The organism is Algihabitans albus, from assembly GCF_003572205.1.
GTDB lineage: Bacteria > Pseudomonadota > Alphaproteobacteria > Kiloniellales > DSM-21159 > Algihabitans > Algihabitans albus.
Map to the genome: position 1 here is coordinate 425,328 of NZ_QXNY01000004.1, position 16,339 is coordinate 441,666.

The window sequence follows — 16,339 nt, forward strand, 5'->3', positions numbered from 1 at the left end:
ATTCAAGAGGCACAGGAAAACATGACCGATAGCGGTATCTCCGACATGCTGGATGTCGCGCATGACAAGGCAGAGGGCCCCGTGGCCTTGAGCAACGAACAACCCGTCAAGATCAAGTCGCGCGACGTCAATGTCTACTACGGCCAGGCGCACGCGCTGAAGCATGTCGACCTGGACATCAGGCAGTACGAAGTGACGTCCCTGATCGGCCCCTCCGGCTGCGGCAAGTCCACCTATCTGCGTTGCATCAACCGCATGAACGACGTGATCGACGGCTGCCGGGTCGAAGGCAGCATCGAGATGGATGGCGAGGACGTTTACGACCCGAAGCTGGATGTCGTGCAGCTTCGGGCCCGGGTCGGCATGGTGTTCCAGAAGCCGAACCCCTTCCCCAAATCGATCTACGACAACATCGCCTACGGCCCGCGCATTCACGGGATCGGCAGTTCGAAGTCGGAAATGGACGAGATCGTTCAGGGCAGCCTCCAGCGGGCCGGCCTTTGGGAAGAGGTGAAGGACCGCATGGATACGCCGGGTACCGGCTTGTCAGGCGGCCAGCAGCAGCGCCTCTGCATCGCACGCGCGATCGCCGTCAATCCGGAAGTCATCCTGATGGATGAGCCCTGCTCGGCGCTCGATCCGATCGCCACGGCCAAGATCGAAGAACTGATCGACGAGTTGCGGCAGAACTTCACCATCGTGATCGTGACCCACTCGATGCAACAGGCGGCGCGCGTCAGCCAGCGCACGGCTTTCTTCCACCTTGGGATTCTGGTCGAAACCGACGAGACCGAGCAGATTTTCACCAACCCCAAGGATCAGCGTACACAGGATTACATTACCGGGCGCTTCGGTTGATCGCTCGGGCTCGGCGCAAGCGGCGCCGGGACGGAAAGGAATGACAGTGCCAGATACCTCCGCCGAACATACGGTGCGCGCCTTCGACAAGGAGTTGACGCGGCTCAGCCAATCGATCATCCGCATGGGCGGCCTCGCGGAAAGCCAACTGGCGTCTGCGGTCGAGGCCTTGAGCCGCCGCAACAGCGAGATGGCGGCCCAGGTCGTTCAGGACGATGTGCAGATCGATGTTCTGGAGCAGGAGATCGACGAACAGGCAGTGCAGCTCTTGGCGCTGCGCCAGCCGATGGCCCAGGACCTGCGTGAGGTGATCGCAGCCCTGAAGATCTCGGCCGACTTGGAGCGGATCGGCGACTACGCCGCCAATGTCGCCAAGCGATCCATGGCGCTCAACCAGGTGCCGATGACAGAGCCGGCGCACACCTTGCCGCGCATGGCTCAGCTCGTGTTGGCCAACATCAAGCGAGTTCTCGATGCCTACGTCGAGCGCGACCCGGCCAAGGCAATCGACGTTTGGGAAGGCGATGCCGAGGTCGACGAGATGTATACCTCGCTGTTCCGCGAAACCCTCACCTACATGATGGAAGATCCGCGGAACATCACGCCCTGTACGCATCTGCTCTTTATCGCCAAGAACGTCGAACGCATGGGCGACCATGCGACCAACATCGCCGAAGTCATTCACTTCCTGGTCACCGGGAACAAGATCGTTGGCGGTCGCCCCAAGGGCGACACCAGCAGTTACGCGGTGCTGTCGCCACCAACGGAGGTGTGAGCACCTGAGCGGGCGTTCAGGAGAAGAGGTGCCGTCACTGGCACCGCAGTTTCGGGGGATCCCTGCCGTTATGAAGCCGTTGATATTGCTTGTTGAAGACGAGGCGGCTCTGGTCACGCTGCTGCGCTACAATCTGGAACGCGAGGGCTTCCGCCTAGCCGATGCGCGGGATGGCGAAGAGGCCCTGGTTCTCGCCAAGGAAGAGCGGCCGGACCTCGTCCTGCTCGACTGGATGCTACCTTTGATGAGCGGCCTGGAAGTCTGCCGGCAGCTCCGGCGTGCGCCGGAAACCCGCGACGTCCCGATCATCATCCTGACGGCGCGCGGCGAGGAGGCCGACAAGGTCCGAGGACTCGACAGCGGCGCCGACGATTACATCACCAAGCCCTTCTCCCCGGCCGAATTGGTGGCCCGCATGCGTGCCGTCCTGCGACGTGCGCAGCCGGCACTGGCCAACGAGACGCTGCAGTTCGACGATCTGGAGATGGACCTTGCGGCCCATCGGGTTCGCCGCGGCCCACGCGACGTTCATCTCGGTCCGACCGAGTTTCGCCTCCTGCGCTACCTCATGCAGCATCCGGGCCGGGTGTTCAGCCGGGAGCAGTTGCTCGACGCCGTCTGGGGGCGTGACGTCTACGTCGAGCCGCGGACGGTCGATGTGCACATTCGCCGGCTGCGGAAAGCGCTCAACATCGATGACGAAGCGGACCTGATTCGGACCGTCCGCTCCGCCGGCTATGCCTTGGATCGCGCACAAGCAGCCTGACCGAAGGCGGTGAAGGCTCGGTGGACCCGCGTCTGCCCGCTCCGGCGCCGAGATCCGAACCCAAAACCCCGCAGCTTCCTGTTGACAGCCGCGCCGGTCTTGTTGCGGTTCTGCGCGGCAAGCTATTAAAGCGCTGACTGAAAAGATGAGGAAACGCAGGTGACCCACGCGACCTACGACGACAGCAACGTCTTCGCCAAGATCATCCTCGGTGAAATTCCTTGCGACAAGGTGGCCGAAAGCCCCCACAGTCTGGCATTCCGAGACATCGAACCGCAGACGCCGACTCATGTCCTGGTGATCCCGAAGGGAGCCTACGTTTCGTCCGACGACTTCGCGTCACAGGCAAGCGACGCGGAAATCGGGGATTTCTTTCGCCTGCTCGGCCAGGTCGCCCGCGATCTGGGAGCAGCGGAGGCCGGCTACCGCATCGTCGCCAATCACGGCGAGGATGCCCACCAAGAGGTTCCGCACTTTCACATGCACCTCTTCGCCGGAACCGACCTCGGCCGCATGATCAAGCCGATCCACAAACAAACCTGACGTTTCCGTTAGGCTGGCCGCAGGACCTTGGCGTTTCTGATCAGGCCGCCGGTTTGCGCCGCTTGGCCGGCTTCGCGGCCGTCATGGCCACCGTTGTCTTGGCCTTGTAGGCGCAGAGATCGCTGACCGGGCAAGCCGGACAGTCCGGTTTGCGGGCCTTGCAGACGTAGCGGCCATGCAGGATGAGCCAATGGTGAGCGTGCTGCCTCCGGTTTGACGGCACCACCTTCTCAAGTTTCTGCTCGACCGCATCGACGGTCTTTCCCGGTGCCATCCCGGTCCGGTTCGACACCCTGAAAATATGGGTGTCGACGGCAATGGTGTCCTGTCCGAAGGCCATGTTCAGCACCACGTTGGCGGTTTTGCGGCCGACGCCGGGTAGCTTGACCAGGGCTTCGCGGTTCTGCGGCACCTGGCTGTCGTGCTCGTTCAAGAGCTGCCGCGACAGGGCGATGACGTTCTTGGCCTTGGAGTTGAACAGACCGATGGTCTTGATGTGATCCTTCAGACGCGCCTCGCCGAGGGCCAGCATCTTTTCCGGCGTGTCGGCGACCTGAAACAGCTGGCGTGTCGCCTTGTTGACGCCGACGTCGGTGGCTTGCGCCGACAGCACCACCGCAACCAGCAGGGTGTAGGCGTTGACGTATTCCAGCTCACCCTTCGGCTCCGGCAGGGCGGTGGCCAGGCGGTCGAAGAACTCGGCGATATCGGCTTTCTTCATGTCAGGCTTTCATCTTGTCGGCTTTCCCCGAAGACAGGCGGCTTTCGACGGCTTCTCAGAGCAAAGCTTCGCTGCAGTTGGCTCAACGCGAGCGTAGAGGACGCCGTCGCGGGGGTGGGGAGAGATGTTCGGGCGAACAGAGTATCACCGCAGGATGCCTTCGAAGACCATCCCTGCTTTCCGCATCACACGCCGGGAGGCGGGGTTACCGCAGTCGTGGAAGGCGAAAGCGCGCCGGGCCTTCCGGATGCACCGGACAGTCCTGGCTCAAAGCCGAAAGGGCCTCTGCCGCGAAGCCCCGGCGCCCGTCCGGATGGGTGCCCGAACAGCCGAAGCCGCGACGAGATGGCGCGACAGGTCGCGGTGCGGGTAGCCCGAATGGCCAATCCGACCTAGACTTTCAGTGTCATGGCTCCTGCTCTACCGACTGCTGCGAGCGCCGAGACCGCACCGCGGGCCGCTGCGGTGCTGTTCGACGCGATGCTGACGCCCCATAGGTCGCTCAGTCCGCGCGGCTTCATTGTGCTGATGTCGCTGGTCTGCGCCGTCAGCTTCACGGCCGGGCTTGCTTTTTTCCTGATGGGCGCCTGGCCGGTGGTCGGCTTCATGGGCGCGGACGTACTGCTGATCTACCTGGCCTTTCGGATCAACTACCGCCGGGCGCGGATGTTCGAGGAAGTGGTGCTGACCCGCGACGCGCTCGTGGTGCGCCGGGTCGACCATTGGGGCGCGGAGAAGCGCTGGACCTTCCAGCCCTACTGGCTGCAAGTGCGCATGGACGATCCGCCCGAGCACGAAAGCCAGCTCACTCTGCGCAGTCACGGCAAGTCCCTGGCCATTGGCGCGTTTCTGACAGCCGAGGAGCGCCTGTCCTTGGCGCGGGAACTGCAGCAGCACCTTGCCGTCTGCCGCTGTGCTCCGGGGCCCGTCAGTATCTAGAGCCGGATCGCGACCCGATCGGCTGGATCCACCACCTGGTCTAGGGAATGAGATAGGCCAACAAGGAATTCAGCCGCGCTCGGCCTTCCGCAGTCGCGCGCAACCCGGGTGCGTCGAGAACCAGATAGCCCTCCTCCGCCAAAGCCTTCAATTTCCGCTCGTCCAGAAGCGCTTCCGGTTCCCTGCCGAGCTCCCGGTGGAACGCGGTCCGGTCGATGCCGTCTTGCAACCGCAATCCCATCATCAGCAGCTCGGTGAGCCGGTCCTCTCGGGTCAGAGCTTTACGGGTCCTGGTCGCATGGCCGGCCTGCTCGACCGTGGCCAGCCAGATTTCCGGTGCGCGGTGCTGGCGGGTCGCGAGTTTGTCGCGCCCCCGAGTGATACGGCCATGCGCACCCGGCCCGATGCCCAGGTAGTCGCCTCCGCGCCAGTAGGTGAGGTTGTGGCGGCAGGCCTCGCCGGGACGGGCGTGGTTGGAGATCTCGTAAGCCGGCAATCCTTCGGCGGCGAGGGTGTTTTGTGTCGCCTCGAAGAGGTCGGCGGCCGTCTCGGGCTCGGCCAGCGGCAGCTCGCCACGGCGTGCCCGCGCGTGAAAAGCCGTGTTTTGCTCGATGGTCAGCTGATAGAGTGAAAGATGGTCGCAACCTTCACCCAAGGCGCGGCGTAGCTCTTCCGCCCAGGCCGCCGGAGTCTGGCCGGGCCGGGCATAGATCAGGTCGAAGGAGACGCGCTGGAACTGCCCTCGTGCCAGGGCCACGGCTGCCATCGCTTCGGCGGTGTCGTGCTCGCGTCCCAGGAAGCTCAAGTCCCGATCGTTCAGGGCCTGCACGCCGAGCGACACGCGGTTGACGCCGGCGTCGGCATAGGCCGCAAAGCGAGGTGCCTCGACCGAAGTGGGGTTGGCCTCCAGCGTCACCTCCAGCTCGGGCGCTGCCGGCCAGTGGTGCTTGACCGCCGCAATCAAAGCTGCGGCCGTTTCCGGCGCCATCAAGGAGGGCGTACCGCCACCGAAGAAGATCGAGCTGACGCGCCGCTCCGGCGTTTCACCGGCATAGTGAGCGAGTTCCGCCAACAGCGCCTCCCGCCAGCGCACTTGGTCGACTGTGTCCCGGACGTGGCTGTTGAAGTCGCAATAGGGGCACTTGGAGCGGCAGAAGGGCCAGTGAATGTAGACGCCGAACCCGGGATCCTGCTTCGGCCGGGCATCGAGCGTTGTCCGGTCCGACTCCCTATCGGAAATTCCCTGTCCGCTGCGAGACTGAGAAGAGTCCGCTTCGTCTCTATGACTAGGGTGGCCTTGCACGGTATCTCGAGCCTTCTCGCGGCGAGGGTGCAGACTGGTGCCGCCGGCATGCTCCGCCGCCGGCCGGAGAGCAGCCTACTGCAGATCTTCCAGACGGCGCTTCAGTTGTGCGAAGGCGCGGGCGCGGTGACTGATCGCATGCTTTTCGGCCGGCGGCATTTCTCCGAAGGTGCGCGAGTCGCCTTGAGGCAGGAAGATCGGGTCGTATCCGAAGCCCCGGTCGCCGCGCGGGGGGAAAGTCAACTCGCCTTCAACACGGCCTTCGAAGACTTCGACCGAACCATCCGGCCAAGCCAGTGCCAGCGCACAGACGAAGTAAGCGTTGGCATGACTGCCGTTGCGCTGTGCCAGGGCTGTGCGATCTCCCAGTTCCTGCTCGACGCGCGCCATGGCGACCGAGAAGTCCTTCTGCGGGCCCGCCCAGCGCGCCGAATAGATGCCCGGGGCACCATCGAGCGCCGGGACCACGAGCCCGGAGTCGTCGGCGAGCGCCGGCAGATTGGCGCCGATGGCTGCGGCCACGGCCTTCAACTCCGCGTTGGCGGCGAAGGACGTGCCGGTTTCCTCCGGCTCGGGCAGCCCCAGCGCGCCAGCCGAGATGGCTTCGAGCCCAAAGGGCGCGATCAAATCGTCGATTTCCCGGATCTTGCCGGGATTGTGGCTGGCAATCACCAGCTTGCCTGTGAGCGTACGCGAATGCATACGCGGTAACATAGTTACGCGGCAAAGATTGTGCAGCCCCCGCTCGCGAGGCGTACCGCCAACGTTACGCCGGCGCCAACCCGACGGCCTTTTGTTGAAGCGCAACCAGGTCGGCAACACCCCTCTCGGCCAACTCCAGCAGCTGGTCGTATTGCTCGCGGGTGAAAGGTTCCTGCTCCGCAGTGGCCTGGACTTCCACAATGCCGCCGCCGGCGGTCAGTACGAAGTTGGCATCGGCCTGAGCGGTCGAATCCTCGGCATAGTCCAGATCGAGGATGGTCTCGCCCTGGTAGATGCCGCAGGAGATCGCTGCGACCGGCTCGCGCAGGGGGATCGTCTTGACGGCCCCGAAGCGTTGCATGTGTTGAAAGCAGAGGTGAAGGGCCACGTACGCGCCGGTAATCGAGGCCGTACGTGTACCGCCATCGGCTTGAATAACGTCGCAGTCCAGTTTGATCTGCCGCTCGCCGAAGCCGGTCAGATCGGTAACGGCGCGCAGAGAGCGGCCGATCAGTCTTTGAATCTCCTGGGTGCGACCCGATTGCTTGCCGCGCGCCGCCTCGCGGTCGATGCGGCTGTCGGTCGAGCGGGGCAGCATGCCGTATTCCGCTGTGACCCAGCCGCGTCCGGAGTTGCGCAGCCAAGGTGGCACACCTTCGATCAGACTGGCGGTGCAGAGGACGTGGGTGTCGCCGAACTTCGCCAAACAGGAGCCTTCGGCATATTTGTTGACCTCCGTCTCCAAGACGACGGGGCGCAGTTGATCGCGCGTGCGGCCGCTTGGGCGCATAGAAAACTCCTGGTGTTTCCGGTGAAGAGGCGTTGAGCGCGGCATAGCGCGGGTTCCTATAGGCTTGCAAGGGCCCTCTGGCGCCGCTTTGAGATCGGGCCTGTCGTGGGAGTCCGCCGGCGGCGCTTGTGCGGCAGGGGGCGACGTTGAAGTGACCGGCCGATTCGCTTACATCGGAGACGGCCGCCAAGAGCGCAGTCGCTGCGGGCGAGGCGGCGATTCAACCGGGGAGTAGCGCGCAACCGAGATGAGCAGCGTCAGGTCCGCAGTCGAGCAAATCGCCAGCGAACTGGGTGGCCTCAACGCCCGGCATCGCGACATCTTCCGCCGTATCGTGGAGGCTTATGTCGAGACCGGCGCGCCGATCGGCTCGCGCAGCCTGTCGCAACAGCTTGGCATGACGCTGTCACCGGCGACGATCCGCAACGTCATGGCGGATCTCGAGGATCTCGGCTTGCTGATGGCGCCGCACACCTCCGCTGGCCGCCTGCCGACCGAACTGGGGCTGCGGCTGTTTGTGGACGGTCTCCTGGAGCGCGGGAACCTAACCCGCGAGGAGCGCTCGGAAATCGATTCGCGCTGCGCCGCGCAGGGACGCAGCTTTACCGAAGTCATGGAGGAAACCTCCTCCATGCTGTCCGGTCTGTCACGCTGTGCCGGCCTGGTTTTCGCCCCCAAGTCGGACGCGCCGCTGAAGCATATCGAGTTCGTCTCGCTTGGCCCCGGCCGCGCTTTGGTCGTCCTGGTCACCCAGTCGGGACAGGTCGAGAACCGCGTGATCGACGTTCCGATCGGCTTGCCGCCCTCGTCCCTGGTCGAAGCGGGCAACTACCTGGCGGCGCGCTTGCGCGATCGCGGTCTCGGCGAGGCTTGCGGCGCCATCCAGAGCGAGTTGACTCAGACGCGCGCCGAGCTCGACACGCTGACCCGAAAGGTGATCGAGGCGGGTTTGGCCACCTGGTCCGGCGATGCGCCGAGCGGCGGTGGAGCTTTGATCGTGCGCGGTCAGCATCAGCTGCTTGACGATGTGCAGGCTCTCGAAGACCTGGAGCGCATCCGTCACCTCTTCACCGCGCTGGAGCGCAAGGAAGCGCTGCTGAAGCTGCTGGAGATGACGGAGATGGCTGAGGGCGTGCAGATCTTCATCGGCGCCCAGAACGAACTCTTTGGCTTGACCGGCTGTTCCCTGGTGGTGGCGCCCTACACCAACAGTGAGCAACAGATCGTCGGCGCCGTCGGCGTGATCGGCCCGACACGCATCGACTACGCCCGCATCATTCCGATGGTGGATTATACCGCCCAGGCTGTCGGCCGTTTGCTCGGCCGGCCATCCTGATCCACGCAACTGAGAGACTAAGGTAAGAAACGGAGCGTCATGACCGCCGATCCGAAGCAGAAGCCCGAAGGGCCGAGCACGGCCGACTTTGTATCCGATGAGCCTGCCCCGAAACCGGCCGAGGCCGCCGCAGCGGAAGCTGCCGCTGCGCAGGCCGCGGACGAGGAGGAGGCAATCTCGTTCGACGAAGAGACCTTGGAGGCTCTGGATTTAAACGAAGGCGAAGGCAACTTCGGCAGCCCTCAGGCGACAACGCCGCGTGAGGCCGAACTCGAGGCACAGGTTGCCGACACGAAGGATCAACTCGTGCGCGCGCTGGCCGAGACCGAGAACTTGCGCAACCGCGCCCGCCGCGAGAAGGCCGAAGCCCTGAAATACGCCGCCGCGCCATTGGCGAAGGATCTGCTGAGCGTGGCCGACAACCTGAAACGCGCTCTGGCCGCCGTTCCGACCGATGCCGTCGAGCAGGACCCGGCGCTGAAGACGCTCTTGACCGGCGTCGAGATGACCGACAAGGCCTTGGGCGACGCCTTCGCTAAGCATGGAATCGTGCCCATCGATCCGATCGGCGAGAAGCTGGACCCTCACCGCCACGAAGCGATGATCGAGATCGACGACCCGACCAAGCCGGCCGGCACGGTGGCGCAGGTCTACGAACTCGGTTGGCTGCTTGGCGAGCGCCTGTTGCGCCCGGCCCGGGTTGCCGTCGCGAAGGGCGGTCCGAAGGCGGGAACTGCCGGCGGTCAGGAGAACGACGAGCCGCCCGAGCCCGGCTCGACCGTCGACACGCAGGCCTGAGGCCGGGTCCCGTTTCGGCCGAGACTGGGGCGGGCCAGGGCGTCAGTCCTCGACGAGAGTTCTCAATCTGTAGAGCAACTCCAGCGCCTGCTTCGGCGTCAACTCGTCCGGGTTGATGGTCCGAAGTTCCGTATCGCTGAGGCTTTCTTGCGGCTGCGGGACGGCCCTATCGCTCCGGGGCACCGCCGCGAAGAGCGGCAGGTCGTCGGCGAGCCGGGTCAAAGCCCCCGCTTGTTCGCCCTGTTCGAGCAGTCCCAGCACCTCCTCGGCCCGGGTCACGGCGGCAGGCGGCAAGCCGGCAAGACGGGCGACGTGGATGCCGTAGGAGCGGTCGGCGGCGCCCGGTGCGACCTCATGCAGGAAGACCACCTCGCCCTGCCATTCCTTCACCCGCATGGCGTAGCAGGACAAGCGCTCCAGTTTGCCGGCCAGATGCGTGAGCTCGTGATAGTGGGTTGCGAAGAGGCCGCGACAGCGGTTCACCTCGTGGAGATGTTCGACGCAGGCCCAGGCGATCGACAGGCCGTCGAAGGTCGCGGTCCCACGGCCGATCTCGTCCAGGATGACCAGGGACCGAGCCGTTGCTTGATTCAGGATTGCGGCTGTCTCGACCATCTCCACCATGAAGGTGGAGCGTCCGCGCGCCAAATCGTCGGCCGCGCCGACTCGGCTGAACAGCCGGTCGACGGTGCCGATCTTCGCGCGGGCCGCTGGGACGAAGCTGCCCATCTGAGCGAGCACGGCAATCAGGGCGTTCTGCCTCAGGAAGGTGGACTTGCCGGCCATGTTGGGGCCGGTGACAAGCCAAAGCTGCTGAGCTTTGGAGAGGTCACAGTCGTTGGCGACGAAACGCGCGCCCTCGTTGGCCGCAAGCGCCGCCTCCACCACCGGATGTCGCCCGTCCTCCACGACGAAGATCGTCGAGTCCTCGACCTGGGGCCGGGTCCAGCGTGCTTCGGCCGCCAACTGGGCCAGACCGGCGGCCACGTCCAGTTCGGCGAGGGCGCGCGCGACTGCCGCGACCGGATCCGCGCGCTGTAGCACCTCCTCGACGAGCTGGGCGAAGATTTCCAGCTCGACTGCCAGCGCCCTGTCCGCAGCCTGCAGAATCTTCTGTTCCAGCTCGCCAAGTTCGGTCGTGCTGTAGCGGACCGCCGACGCCAAGGTCTGGCGATGGACGAAACCGGCTGCCGGATCCTGCGGCATCTTCGCGGCATTGGTTGCGGAGACTTCCAGGAAGTAGCCCAGCACGTTGTTGTGCTTGACCTTGAGGCTGCCGATACCGGTTGCCGCCGCATACTTGGCCTGCAGGCCGGCGATCAGGCGTCGGGATTCGTCGCGAAGCTGCTTCAGCTCGTCCAGGTGCGGCGCATAGCCGGCGGCGACGAAACCGCCGTCGCGCGTGAGCATGGGCAACTCCGGTGCCAGAGCTCGACTGAGGCGGTCGATGAGTCCCTCTTGCTGGCCCAACGCTTCGGCTGAACGGGTCAAAGCGGCGGGTGGCGGGTCTTCGCTCAGGCCCAGCAGATCGCCTTGCAGACCGGCGGCCTGCCTGAGGCCGTCGCGGATCGCGGCCAGATCGCGAGGACCGCCGCGCCCCAGCGATAGCCGCGACAGCGCGCGTTCCATGTCGGGAGCCTGGCGCAGACGGTTGCGCAGGCCCTCACGTAGATCCGCGCGTTCGACCAGCCAAGCGACGGCGTCCAACCGTGCCGCGATCTCACCCTCGTCGGTCAAGGGCGCCGACAGCCTTTGTGCCAGCAGGCGGGCGCCGGCCCCGGTCACCGTGCGGTCGAGAACGTTGAGCAGCGTGCCCTTGCGTCCGCCGGTCAGGGATTCGGTCAGCTCGAGGTTTCGCCGCGTCGCCGGATCGATCTCCATGACTGTCCCGCGCGCTTGACGGCGCAGCGGCGTCAAGCGCGGCAGCTTGCCTTTCTGTGTCAGCTCCACGTAGTCGAGTAGCGCTCCGGCCGCGGCCAGCTCAGCCCGCTCGAAGGCGCCGAAAGCGTCGAGCGCTTCGACCTCGAACACCGCCTGCAGACGGCGCCGCGCATTTTCGCTGTCGAAGCGCGCGGAGGGCAGCGGGGTTAAGGCCGCCTTCCAGTCGCCTAGCAGCTCGAAGAGGTCGGCACGCTGCAGCAGGCGTTCGGGCAGCAGCAGCTCGCCGGGAGCGATCCGGGCGAGGGCCGCACCCAGATTGCCGGGCGTCACGGCTTCGGCCAGAAAGTCGCCTGTCGAGACATCGAGCCAAGCGAGTCCGAGTTCACTGCCCGCGTCCGTCAGCGCGGCCAGATAGTTGTGCCGGCGGGCGTCGAGCAGCTCATCCTCGGTTAGTGTACCGGGGGTGACCAGGCGCACCACGTCGCGCTTGACCACCGACTTGCTGCCGCGTTTCTTCGCCTGAGCCGGATCTTCGAGCTGCTCGCAGATCGCGACCTTGTGGCCCTGGCGGATCAGGCGCGCCAGATAGGCCTCGGCAGCATGCACCGGCACGCCGCACATTGCGACCTCCTCCCCAGCATGCTGGCCACGCTTGGTCAGGGTGATGTCCAGATCCGCCGCCGCGACTTTGGCGTCTTCGAAGAAGAGTTCGTAGAAGTCGCCCATGCGGTAGAACAGTAAGGCGTCCGGGTATGCCCGCTTGATCTCCCAATACTGGGCCATCATCGGGGTCGCGGGGGGCGCGGATTTCGTTTCGGAAGCGGAAGGGGCGCTGTCTGGCATGGGCTGCGGAGGTGAGCGGATGCGGGAGGCGGACAGTAGCATCGGGGCCCGCGTGTCCCGACTCGGAATTTCGGTACCTGGAGATTCGAGATCGAAATGAAAAGGGCGCCGAGCATCCTTGCCTCGTCCTGCGACTCCGAATAGGACAAAGCCAATACAGATCAACTGGAGGCGATAGAGCGTGAGCGACGGGACAATGCCGGTCATCGAAGTGGTCGGCCGTTTCGAAACGAGAGCGGCCTTCGAACAGGCGGTCAGGGCGCTGACCGCCACGGGCTTCGGCCATGCCGACCTATCGGTGCTGGACAGCCACGAGTCGCTGGACGCCGCCGGTGAGGAGCGCGAAGCCTGGCGTGAAACTCTGGCCGCGTTGACCGGCGAGGTGAATTTCATCGGCCCGATCGCGGCGGCCGGCCTGATTGCAATCGCCACCGGGCCGGTCGGGGGCGCCATCGCTCTGGCCGCCGGTGCGGGGCTCTCAGGACTTGCTGCGCGCGACGTGCTGGAGAAGATCCAGGCGACTCCGCATACCGAGGCTTTCGCGCGCGCCCTTGAAGCCGGCGCGGTTCTGCTCTGGGTGCGGGCGGATACCCCCGAGACGCAGGCCAGCGCAACGGCGATTCTGGAAGAGGCCGGCGCCGAAGACGTGCACCTGCATAGCCGGTTGCAGCAGTCGGAAGGCTAGGGCCGTTCGTCGGATCTGATTCTGTCACCGTCCGACTCAGTTGGCGATGATCACTTCCACTCGGCGGTTGAGTTGACGGCCAACGGGGTTGTCGGAGCCGTTGGCGTGCCTGTTAGGCGCGACGGGTCGATTTTCACCGTAGCCTCGGGTGCGCAACCGCGCGCCCTTCAAGCCGAAGCTCTCGACAAGATAGCTCTTCACCGAGTTGGCGCGCTGCTCCGAAAGGCTCTGGTTGTAGGTTTCGCTGCCCTTGCCATCGGTGTGGCCCTCGATCTCGACGGGTGCCTGCGGCAGCTTTTCGATCAGGCTTGCCAAGCGCGCGAGCACTGGCTCGGCGTTGGGCCTGATGTCCGACTTGTCGAAGTCGAACAGGACATCGCCCGGCAAGTTGATCAGCGTGCCGCGTTCGGTCTCCTCACCGTCCAACTCGGTGATGAGGTCCTGCACGGTGACTTCGACAGCCGTACTCGGAATCATGCTGTCACTCGTGAGGGCCGAGGCCGTGGGGTCGCCGGACGCCGACAGGCTCGAGGCCGGAACCGTGGTCACCGACTGAACGGTCGAAGGCGTCAGGACCAACGTCTCGAAGACCGAGATCGGGTCACCCGAAACGTCCGTCAGGGCTTTTTTTTCCATCGGCGGCCACGGCTTCGGCGAGCGGGATCCGCACGTCGAAGTTTGGGGTTCGCGTTCGGTCGCTCACGCTGGCGCGGTGAGGATTGATGCGCAATTCGATCCAGTCAGCGGTCTCGGCGACGTGGCTGATGAATACCAGGGTTCCTTGTAGAACGCCCCCTTCGGCGACGCGAAGGTCGCGATTGTCCCTGGGTGGCATGATGCGGTACTGCGTCGTTGCGCTGTCCGTCAGGATGCTGCGGTTATCCACGTTAAGTGTGACGGCTTCGCGTGCTCCGTTGATCGCCCGGATCTGAACTTCCACGAAGTCCTGGTGGACCGTGACGTCTTCGACGAAGAGCTGAGTCCCGTTCGGATGGTTCGACTGTGTTCCGACTGTGAAGCTGTAGGGCGGACCCGGCCGGTCGTCGGCTCGCGGCGAGGTGACAACGGCTGCGGACGCGGCAATCCAAAAAGCGATCCCCAAGGCAAAGGCAAATCTCAGTTTTTGCGCCCGATATCTCTTCATCGCAATTTCCCCGCTGAGCTTCGAAGCACACGATAATTCCGCGCGCTGAACGAGTATCGAGGTCTTTGAAACTTGCTTTTGGTTGCAGTTTAATTAGCCTGGTCCGGTTCAGCCTGTGTGATCTTTGCGATGAGGAGGGGCGTCTCTCTGTGGCGTCGCACCTCTGCGTCCGGCGGGGTAAGAACGGGCAACCTGTTCAGTCTTGACGAGCGCCTCTCGGACGGCTCTGGTCCCAAAGGTCATCTCTCTGAAAAACTTCGGGTCTTTCATGAGTTGGAAAGACCCGGTTATGTTTCATGGATACGCTAAGACCCCGATCAGCAGTTGCTTGTCGTGCAGCGGTCGGGCGTCCGGGCTTGTACGTCTCTTCGCAGGTGAATTCGACTCATGGAGCAGCTGGGGCCGCAGCGCGCGCGGCACGTTCGGGTGACGAGGTGCCCGCGCGAAACCTGGCGCGCGACTTTTGTGGGGTCGGCTTGCGCCTTTTGGCGCTGCGGAAGCCCGCTCTCTGCTGGCGGGAAGGTCTAGGGCGCCGCTATGCAGATCTACCTGCCGATTGCCGAAATCTCGCTCAACGTCCTGCTGCTGCTCGGTCTCGGCGGTCTGATCGGCTTCCTGGCAGGTTTGTTCGGGGTTGGCGGTGGTTTTCTGATGACGCCGTTGTTGATCTTCATCGGTGTGCCGCCGGCGGTCGCGGTGGCGACCCAGGCGAATCACGTCGTGGCCTCCTCCGTCTCCGGCGTGTTGGCTCACTTCAAGCGCGGAAACGTCGATGTCCGCATGGGGCTCGTGCTGCTGGCCGGCGGTTTCCTCGGGTCGACCGTGGGCGTGGCACTCTTCTCTCTGCTGCGCGGCCTTGGTCAGATCGACTTGGTGATCAGCCTTTCCTATGTGCTTTTGCTGGGGATCATCGGCATTCTGCTGTTTCTGGAGGGTGGTCGCGCTCTGGTGCGGCGCCGGCGCAAAGTGGCCGCTCCCAGCCGCAAAGGTCACGCCTGGGCCGCCGGCTGGCCGCTGCGCATGCGTTTTCCAAAGTCCCGGCTTTATATATCGGCGCTTTTGCCGCTTTCGCTCGGCTTCGGGGTCGGCGTGCTCTCGGCGATCATGGGTGTCGGGGGCGGTTTCATCCTGGTTCCGCTGATGATCTATATCCTGGGCATGCCCACCACGGTGGTGATCGGCACCAGCCTGTTTCAGATCATCTTCGTTTCGGCCAACGTCACCTTCCTGCAGGCGACTCAGAACCAGACCGTCGATCTGGTGTTGGCGCTGCTGCTCGTGCTCGGTGGCGTGGTGGGCGCCCAGTTCGGCGGCCGCTTCAGCGCGCGTCTGCCGGCGGATTCCCTGCGTATCATGCTGGGACTGCTGATCCTGACCGTTGGCGGCAAGCTGCTTTTCGATCTCGTGACGCCGCCGGTCGACATCTACAGCCTGGGGGTGTCCTGACATGGGTGCTCGAGGTGTCCTCTTCGCCGCGGTGCTGGCCGTGACGCTGGCAACGCCCCTGCGTGCCCAGTCTCTGATCGCCGACCTTTCGGAGCATCTCGTCGCGATCACCACCGGATTCGTTGGAGTGGATGTCTTGCTGTTTGGCGCCGTCCAGCCGCCCACCGATCCTGAGTTGGCAGGCCTGCCGCCGGGCGATGTCGTGGTGGTCGTGCGGGGACCGGAGCGCTCGCAGACTCTGCATCGCAAGGCGAAGGTCGCTGGCATCTGGATGAACACCGCAAGCCTGACCTTTGGGCAAGTGCCCAGCTTCTATGCCGTCGCGGCCAATCGCCCATTGGAGGAGATCGCCGAGGATACCGTGCTGGCGGCCAACGGGATCGGACTCGATCATCTGGATTTCGACCTGCCGGCGGCCAAGGCCAGCGGTTCCTTGCGCGAGGAGTGGCGTCAGGGCCTGATCCGCGCCAAGCAGCGCGAGGGCCTCTACGCGCCGGATGTCGGTCAGGTCAGCCTGCTCGGCGAGACCCTGTTCCGCAGCGCCGTCTATTTCCCCACGAACGTGCCGACAGGCGTTTATCAGGCGCAGGTCTTCTTGTTTCGAGACGGGCAGGTGGCGTCCGCCCAGGTTATTCCGCTGAGCGTCAGCAAGATCGGGCTGGAGGCGGAGCTTTTCGACTTCGCCCACGGCCAGGCGGGGGCTTACGGCCTGATTGCCGTGATCCTTGCGCTGATGGCAGGATGGGCGGGCCATTTCATTTTCAGGCGTGACTGATTTGGGCAATGACCCGCCGTCACGTCCATGCCAG

General features: G+C 64.6%; 17 protein-coding genes. 10 read left to right on the forward strand and 7 right to left on the reverse strand.

Going from position 1 to position 16,339, the window contains the following annotated elements; translation table 11 throughout:
- Nucleotides 1–45 precede the first annotated feature (45 nt).
- From pstB to DBZ32_RS12100, 4 genes are all read left to right on the forward strand, one after another.
- Nucleotides 46–858 carry a phosphate ABC transporter ATP-binding protein PstB gene (gene pstB / locus DBZ32_RS12085; RefSeq protein WP_119167782.1) on the forward strand — a complete coding sequence of 271 codons (813 nt, stop codon included), beginning with the start codon at nt 46–48 and terminating at the stop codon, nt 856–858.
- A gap of 40 nt (nt 859–898) precedes the next feature.
- The gene (gene phoU / locus DBZ32_RS12090) at nt 899–1,633 is read left to right on the forward strand and encodes a phosphate signaling complex protein PhoU (protein WP_119167395.1); all 735 of its coding nucleotides are present in this window, start codon (nt 899–901) and stop codon (nt 1,631–1,633) included.
- 70 nt (nt 1,634–1,703) lie between these two features.
- Nucleotides 1,704–2,399 carry a phosphate regulon transcriptional regulator PhoB gene (gene phoB, locus DBZ32_RS12095; RefSeq protein ID WP_119167396.1) on the forward strand — a complete coding sequence of 232 codons (696 nt, stop codon included), beginning with the start codon at nt 1,704–1,706 and terminating at the stop codon, nt 2,397–2,399.
- Between the two features lie 159 nt (nt 2,400–2,558).
- Nucleotides 2,559–2,942, forward strand: coding sequence for an HIT domain-containing protein (locus tag DBZ32_RS12100; RefSeq protein WP_119167397.1), 384 nt, complete (start codon nt 2,559–2,561; stop codon nt 2,940–2,942).
- Nucleotides 2,943–2,982: 40 nt separating this feature from the next.
- Here the strand turns inward: DBZ32_RS12100 and nth are convergent, their stop codons facing one another.
- On the reverse strand, nt 2,983–3,663 hold the full coding sequence (nth, locus tag DBZ32_RS12105) for an endonuclease III (RefSeq protein WP_119167398.1): 681 nt from the start codon (nt 3,661–3,663) through the stop codon (nt 2,983–2,985).
- A 408-nt stretch (nt 3,664–4,071) separates the two neighbouring features.
- Between nth and DBZ32_RS12110 the strand changes: the two genes are divergently transcribed.
- Complete coding sequence (locus DBZ32_RS12110) at nt 4,072–4,602, forward strand: DUF2244 domain-containing protein (protein WP_119167399.1); 531 nt, start codon at nt 4,072–4,074, stop codon at nt 4,600–4,602.
- A 40-nt stretch (nt 4,603–4,642) separates the two neighbouring features.
- Here DBZ32_RS12110 and hemW read toward each other — a convergent pair whose 3' ends face one another.
- The 3 genes from hemW to rph all read right to left on the reverse strand — a co-directional run bounded on the left by hemW (nt 4,643) and on the right by rph (nt 7,397).
- On the reverse strand, nt 4,643–5,905 hold the full coding sequence (gene hemW / locus DBZ32_RS12115) for a radical SAM family heme chaperone HemW (RefSeq protein WP_328587486.1): 1,263 nt from the start codon (nt 5,903–5,905) through the stop codon (nt 4,643–4,645).
- Nucleotides 5,906–5,980: 75 nt separating this feature from the next.
- Nucleotides 5,981–6,607 (reverse strand): RdgB/HAM1 family non-canonical purine NTP pyrophosphatase, encoded by a 627-nt coding sequence (gene rdgB, locus DBZ32_RS12120; protein ID WP_119167400.1) that lies wholly within the window; start codon nt 6,605–6,607, stop codon nt 5,981–5,983.
- Nucleotides 6,608–6,671: 64 nt separating this feature from the next.
- Nucleotides 6,672–7,397: a ribonuclease PH gene (gene rph, locus DBZ32_RS12125; protein ID WP_119167401.1), complete on the reverse strand. Its 726-nt coding sequence runs from the start codon at nt 7,395–7,397 to the stop codon at nt 6,672–6,674.
- Nucleotides 7,398–7,644: 247 nt separating this feature from the next.
- On the opposite strand from rph, the gene hrcA reads away from it, so the two are divergent.
- Both hrcA and DBZ32_RS12135 read left to right on the forward strand, forming a co-directional pair.
- Entirely contained in the window at nt 7,645–8,733 is a 1,089-nt protein-coding gene (hrcA, locus tag DBZ32_RS12130) for a heat-inducible transcriptional repressor HrcA (protein ID WP_119167402.1), read from the forward strand.
- A gap of 39 nt (nt 8,734–8,772) precedes the next feature.
- Nucleotides 8,773–9,531 (forward strand): nucleotide exchange factor GrpE, encoded by a 759-nt coding sequence (locus tag DBZ32_RS12135; RefSeq protein ID WP_119167403.1) that lies wholly within the window; start codon nt 8,773–8,775, stop codon nt 9,529–9,531.
- Nucleotides 9,532–9,573: 42 nt separating this feature from the next.
- On the opposite strand, the gene mutS is transcribed toward DBZ32_RS12135, so the two are convergent.
- Complete coding sequence (mutS, locus tag DBZ32_RS12140) at nt 9,574–12,255, reverse strand: DNA mismatch repair protein MutS (RefSeq protein WP_235830165.1); 2,682 nt, start codon at nt 12,253–12,255, stop codon at nt 9,574–9,576.
- A 181-nt stretch (nt 12,256–12,436) separates the two neighbouring features.
- On the opposite strand from mutS, the gene DBZ32_RS12145 reads away from it, so the two are divergent.
- Nucleotides 12,437–12,940 carry a hypothetical protein gene (locus DBZ32_RS12145; RefSeq protein ID WP_235830166.1) on the forward strand — a complete coding sequence of 168 codons (504 nt, stop codon included), beginning with the start codon at nt 12,437–12,439 and terminating at the stop codon, nt 12,938–12,940.
- A 36-nt stretch (nt 12,941–12,976) separates the two neighbouring features.
- On the opposite strand, the gene DBZ32_RS12150 is transcribed toward DBZ32_RS12145, so the two are convergent.
- Nucleotides 12,977–13,576 (reverse strand): OmpA family protein, encoded by a 600-nt coding sequence (locus DBZ32_RS12150; RefSeq protein ID WP_119167406.1) that lies wholly within the window; start codon nt 13,574–13,576, stop codon nt 12,977–12,979.
- The gene (locus tag DBZ32_RS12155; RefSeq protein WP_119167407.1) at nt 13,542–14,084 is read right to left on the reverse strand and encodes a hypothetical protein; all 543 of its coding nucleotides are present in this window, start codon (nt 14,082–14,084) and stop codon (nt 13,542–13,544) included. Before DBZ32_RS12155 ends, DBZ32_RS12150 begins: the two co-directional genes overlap by 35 nt.
- Before the next feature lie 537 nt (nt 14,085–14,621).
- Here DBZ32_RS12155 and DBZ32_RS12160 point away from each other — a divergent pair.
- Both DBZ32_RS12160 and DBZ32_RS12165 read left to right on the forward strand, forming a co-directional pair.
- Nucleotides 14,622–15,530, forward strand: coding sequence for a sulfite exporter TauE/SafE family protein (locus DBZ32_RS12160; RefSeq protein ID WP_119167408.1), 909 nt, complete (start codon nt 14,622–14,624; stop codon nt 15,528–15,530).
- A gap of 1 nt (nt 15,531) precedes the next feature.
- On the forward strand, nt 15,532–16,305 hold the full coding sequence (locus DBZ32_RS12165) for a TIGR02186 family protein (protein ID WP_119167409.1): 774 nt from the start codon (nt 15,532–15,534) through the stop codon (nt 16,303–16,305).
- The last annotated feature ends 34 nt before the right edge of the window (nt 16,306–16,339 follow it).

Coding starts and splice junctions, on each gene's coding strand:
- pstB (WP_119167782.1), top strand. CDS start 46: ATGCTGGATGTCGCGCATGACAAGGCAGAGGGCCCCGTGGCCTTGAGC.
- phoU (WP_119167395.1), top strand. CDS start 899: ATGACAGTGCCAGATACCTCCGCCGAACATACGGTGCGCGCCTTCGAC.
- phoB (WP_119167396.1), top strand. CDS start 1,704: ATGAAGCCGTTGATATTGCTTGTTGAAGACGAGGCGGCTCTGGTCACG.
- nth (WP_119167398.1), bottom strand. CDS start 3,663: ATGAAGAAAGCCGATATCGCCGAGTTCTTCGACCGCCTGGCCACCGCC.
- DBZ32_RS12110 (WP_119167399.1), top strand. CDS start 4,072: ATGGCTCCTGCTCTACCGACTGCTGCGAGCGCCGAGACCGCACCGCGG.
- rdgB (WP_119167400.1), bottom strand. CDS start 6,607: ATGCATTCGCGTACGCTCACAGGCAAGCTGGTGATTGCCAGCCACAAT.
- rph (WP_119167401.1), bottom strand. CDS start 7,397: ATGCGCCCAAGCGGCCGCACGCGCGATCAACTGCGCCCCGTCGTCTTG.
- hrcA (WP_119167402.1), top strand. CDS start 7,645: ATGAGCAGCGTCAGGTCCGCAGTCGAGCAAATCGCCAGCGAACTGGGT.
- DBZ32_RS12135 (WP_119167403.1), top strand. CDS start 8,773: ATGACCGCCGATCCGAAGCAGAAGCCCGAAGGGCCGAGCACGGCCGAC.
- mutS (WP_235830165.1), bottom strand. CDS start 12,255: ATGCCAGACAGCGCCCCTTCCGCTTCCGAAACGAAATCCGCGCCCCCC.
- DBZ32_RS12150 (WP_119167406.1), bottom strand. CDS start 13,576: ATGGAAAAAAAAGCCCTGACGGACGTTTCGGGTGACCCGATCTCGGTC.
- DBZ32_RS12155 (WP_119167407.1), bottom strand. CDS start 14,084: ATGAAGAGATATCGGGCGCAAAAACTGAGATTTGCCTTTGCCTTGGGG.
- DBZ32_RS12160 (WP_119167408.1), top strand. CDS start 14,622: ATGCAGATCTACCTGCCGATTGCCGAAATCTCGCTCAACGTCCTGCTG.
- DBZ32_RS12165 (WP_119167409.1), top strand. CDS start 15,532: ATGGGTGCTCGAGGTGTCCTCTTCGCCGCGGTGCTGGCCGTGACGCTG.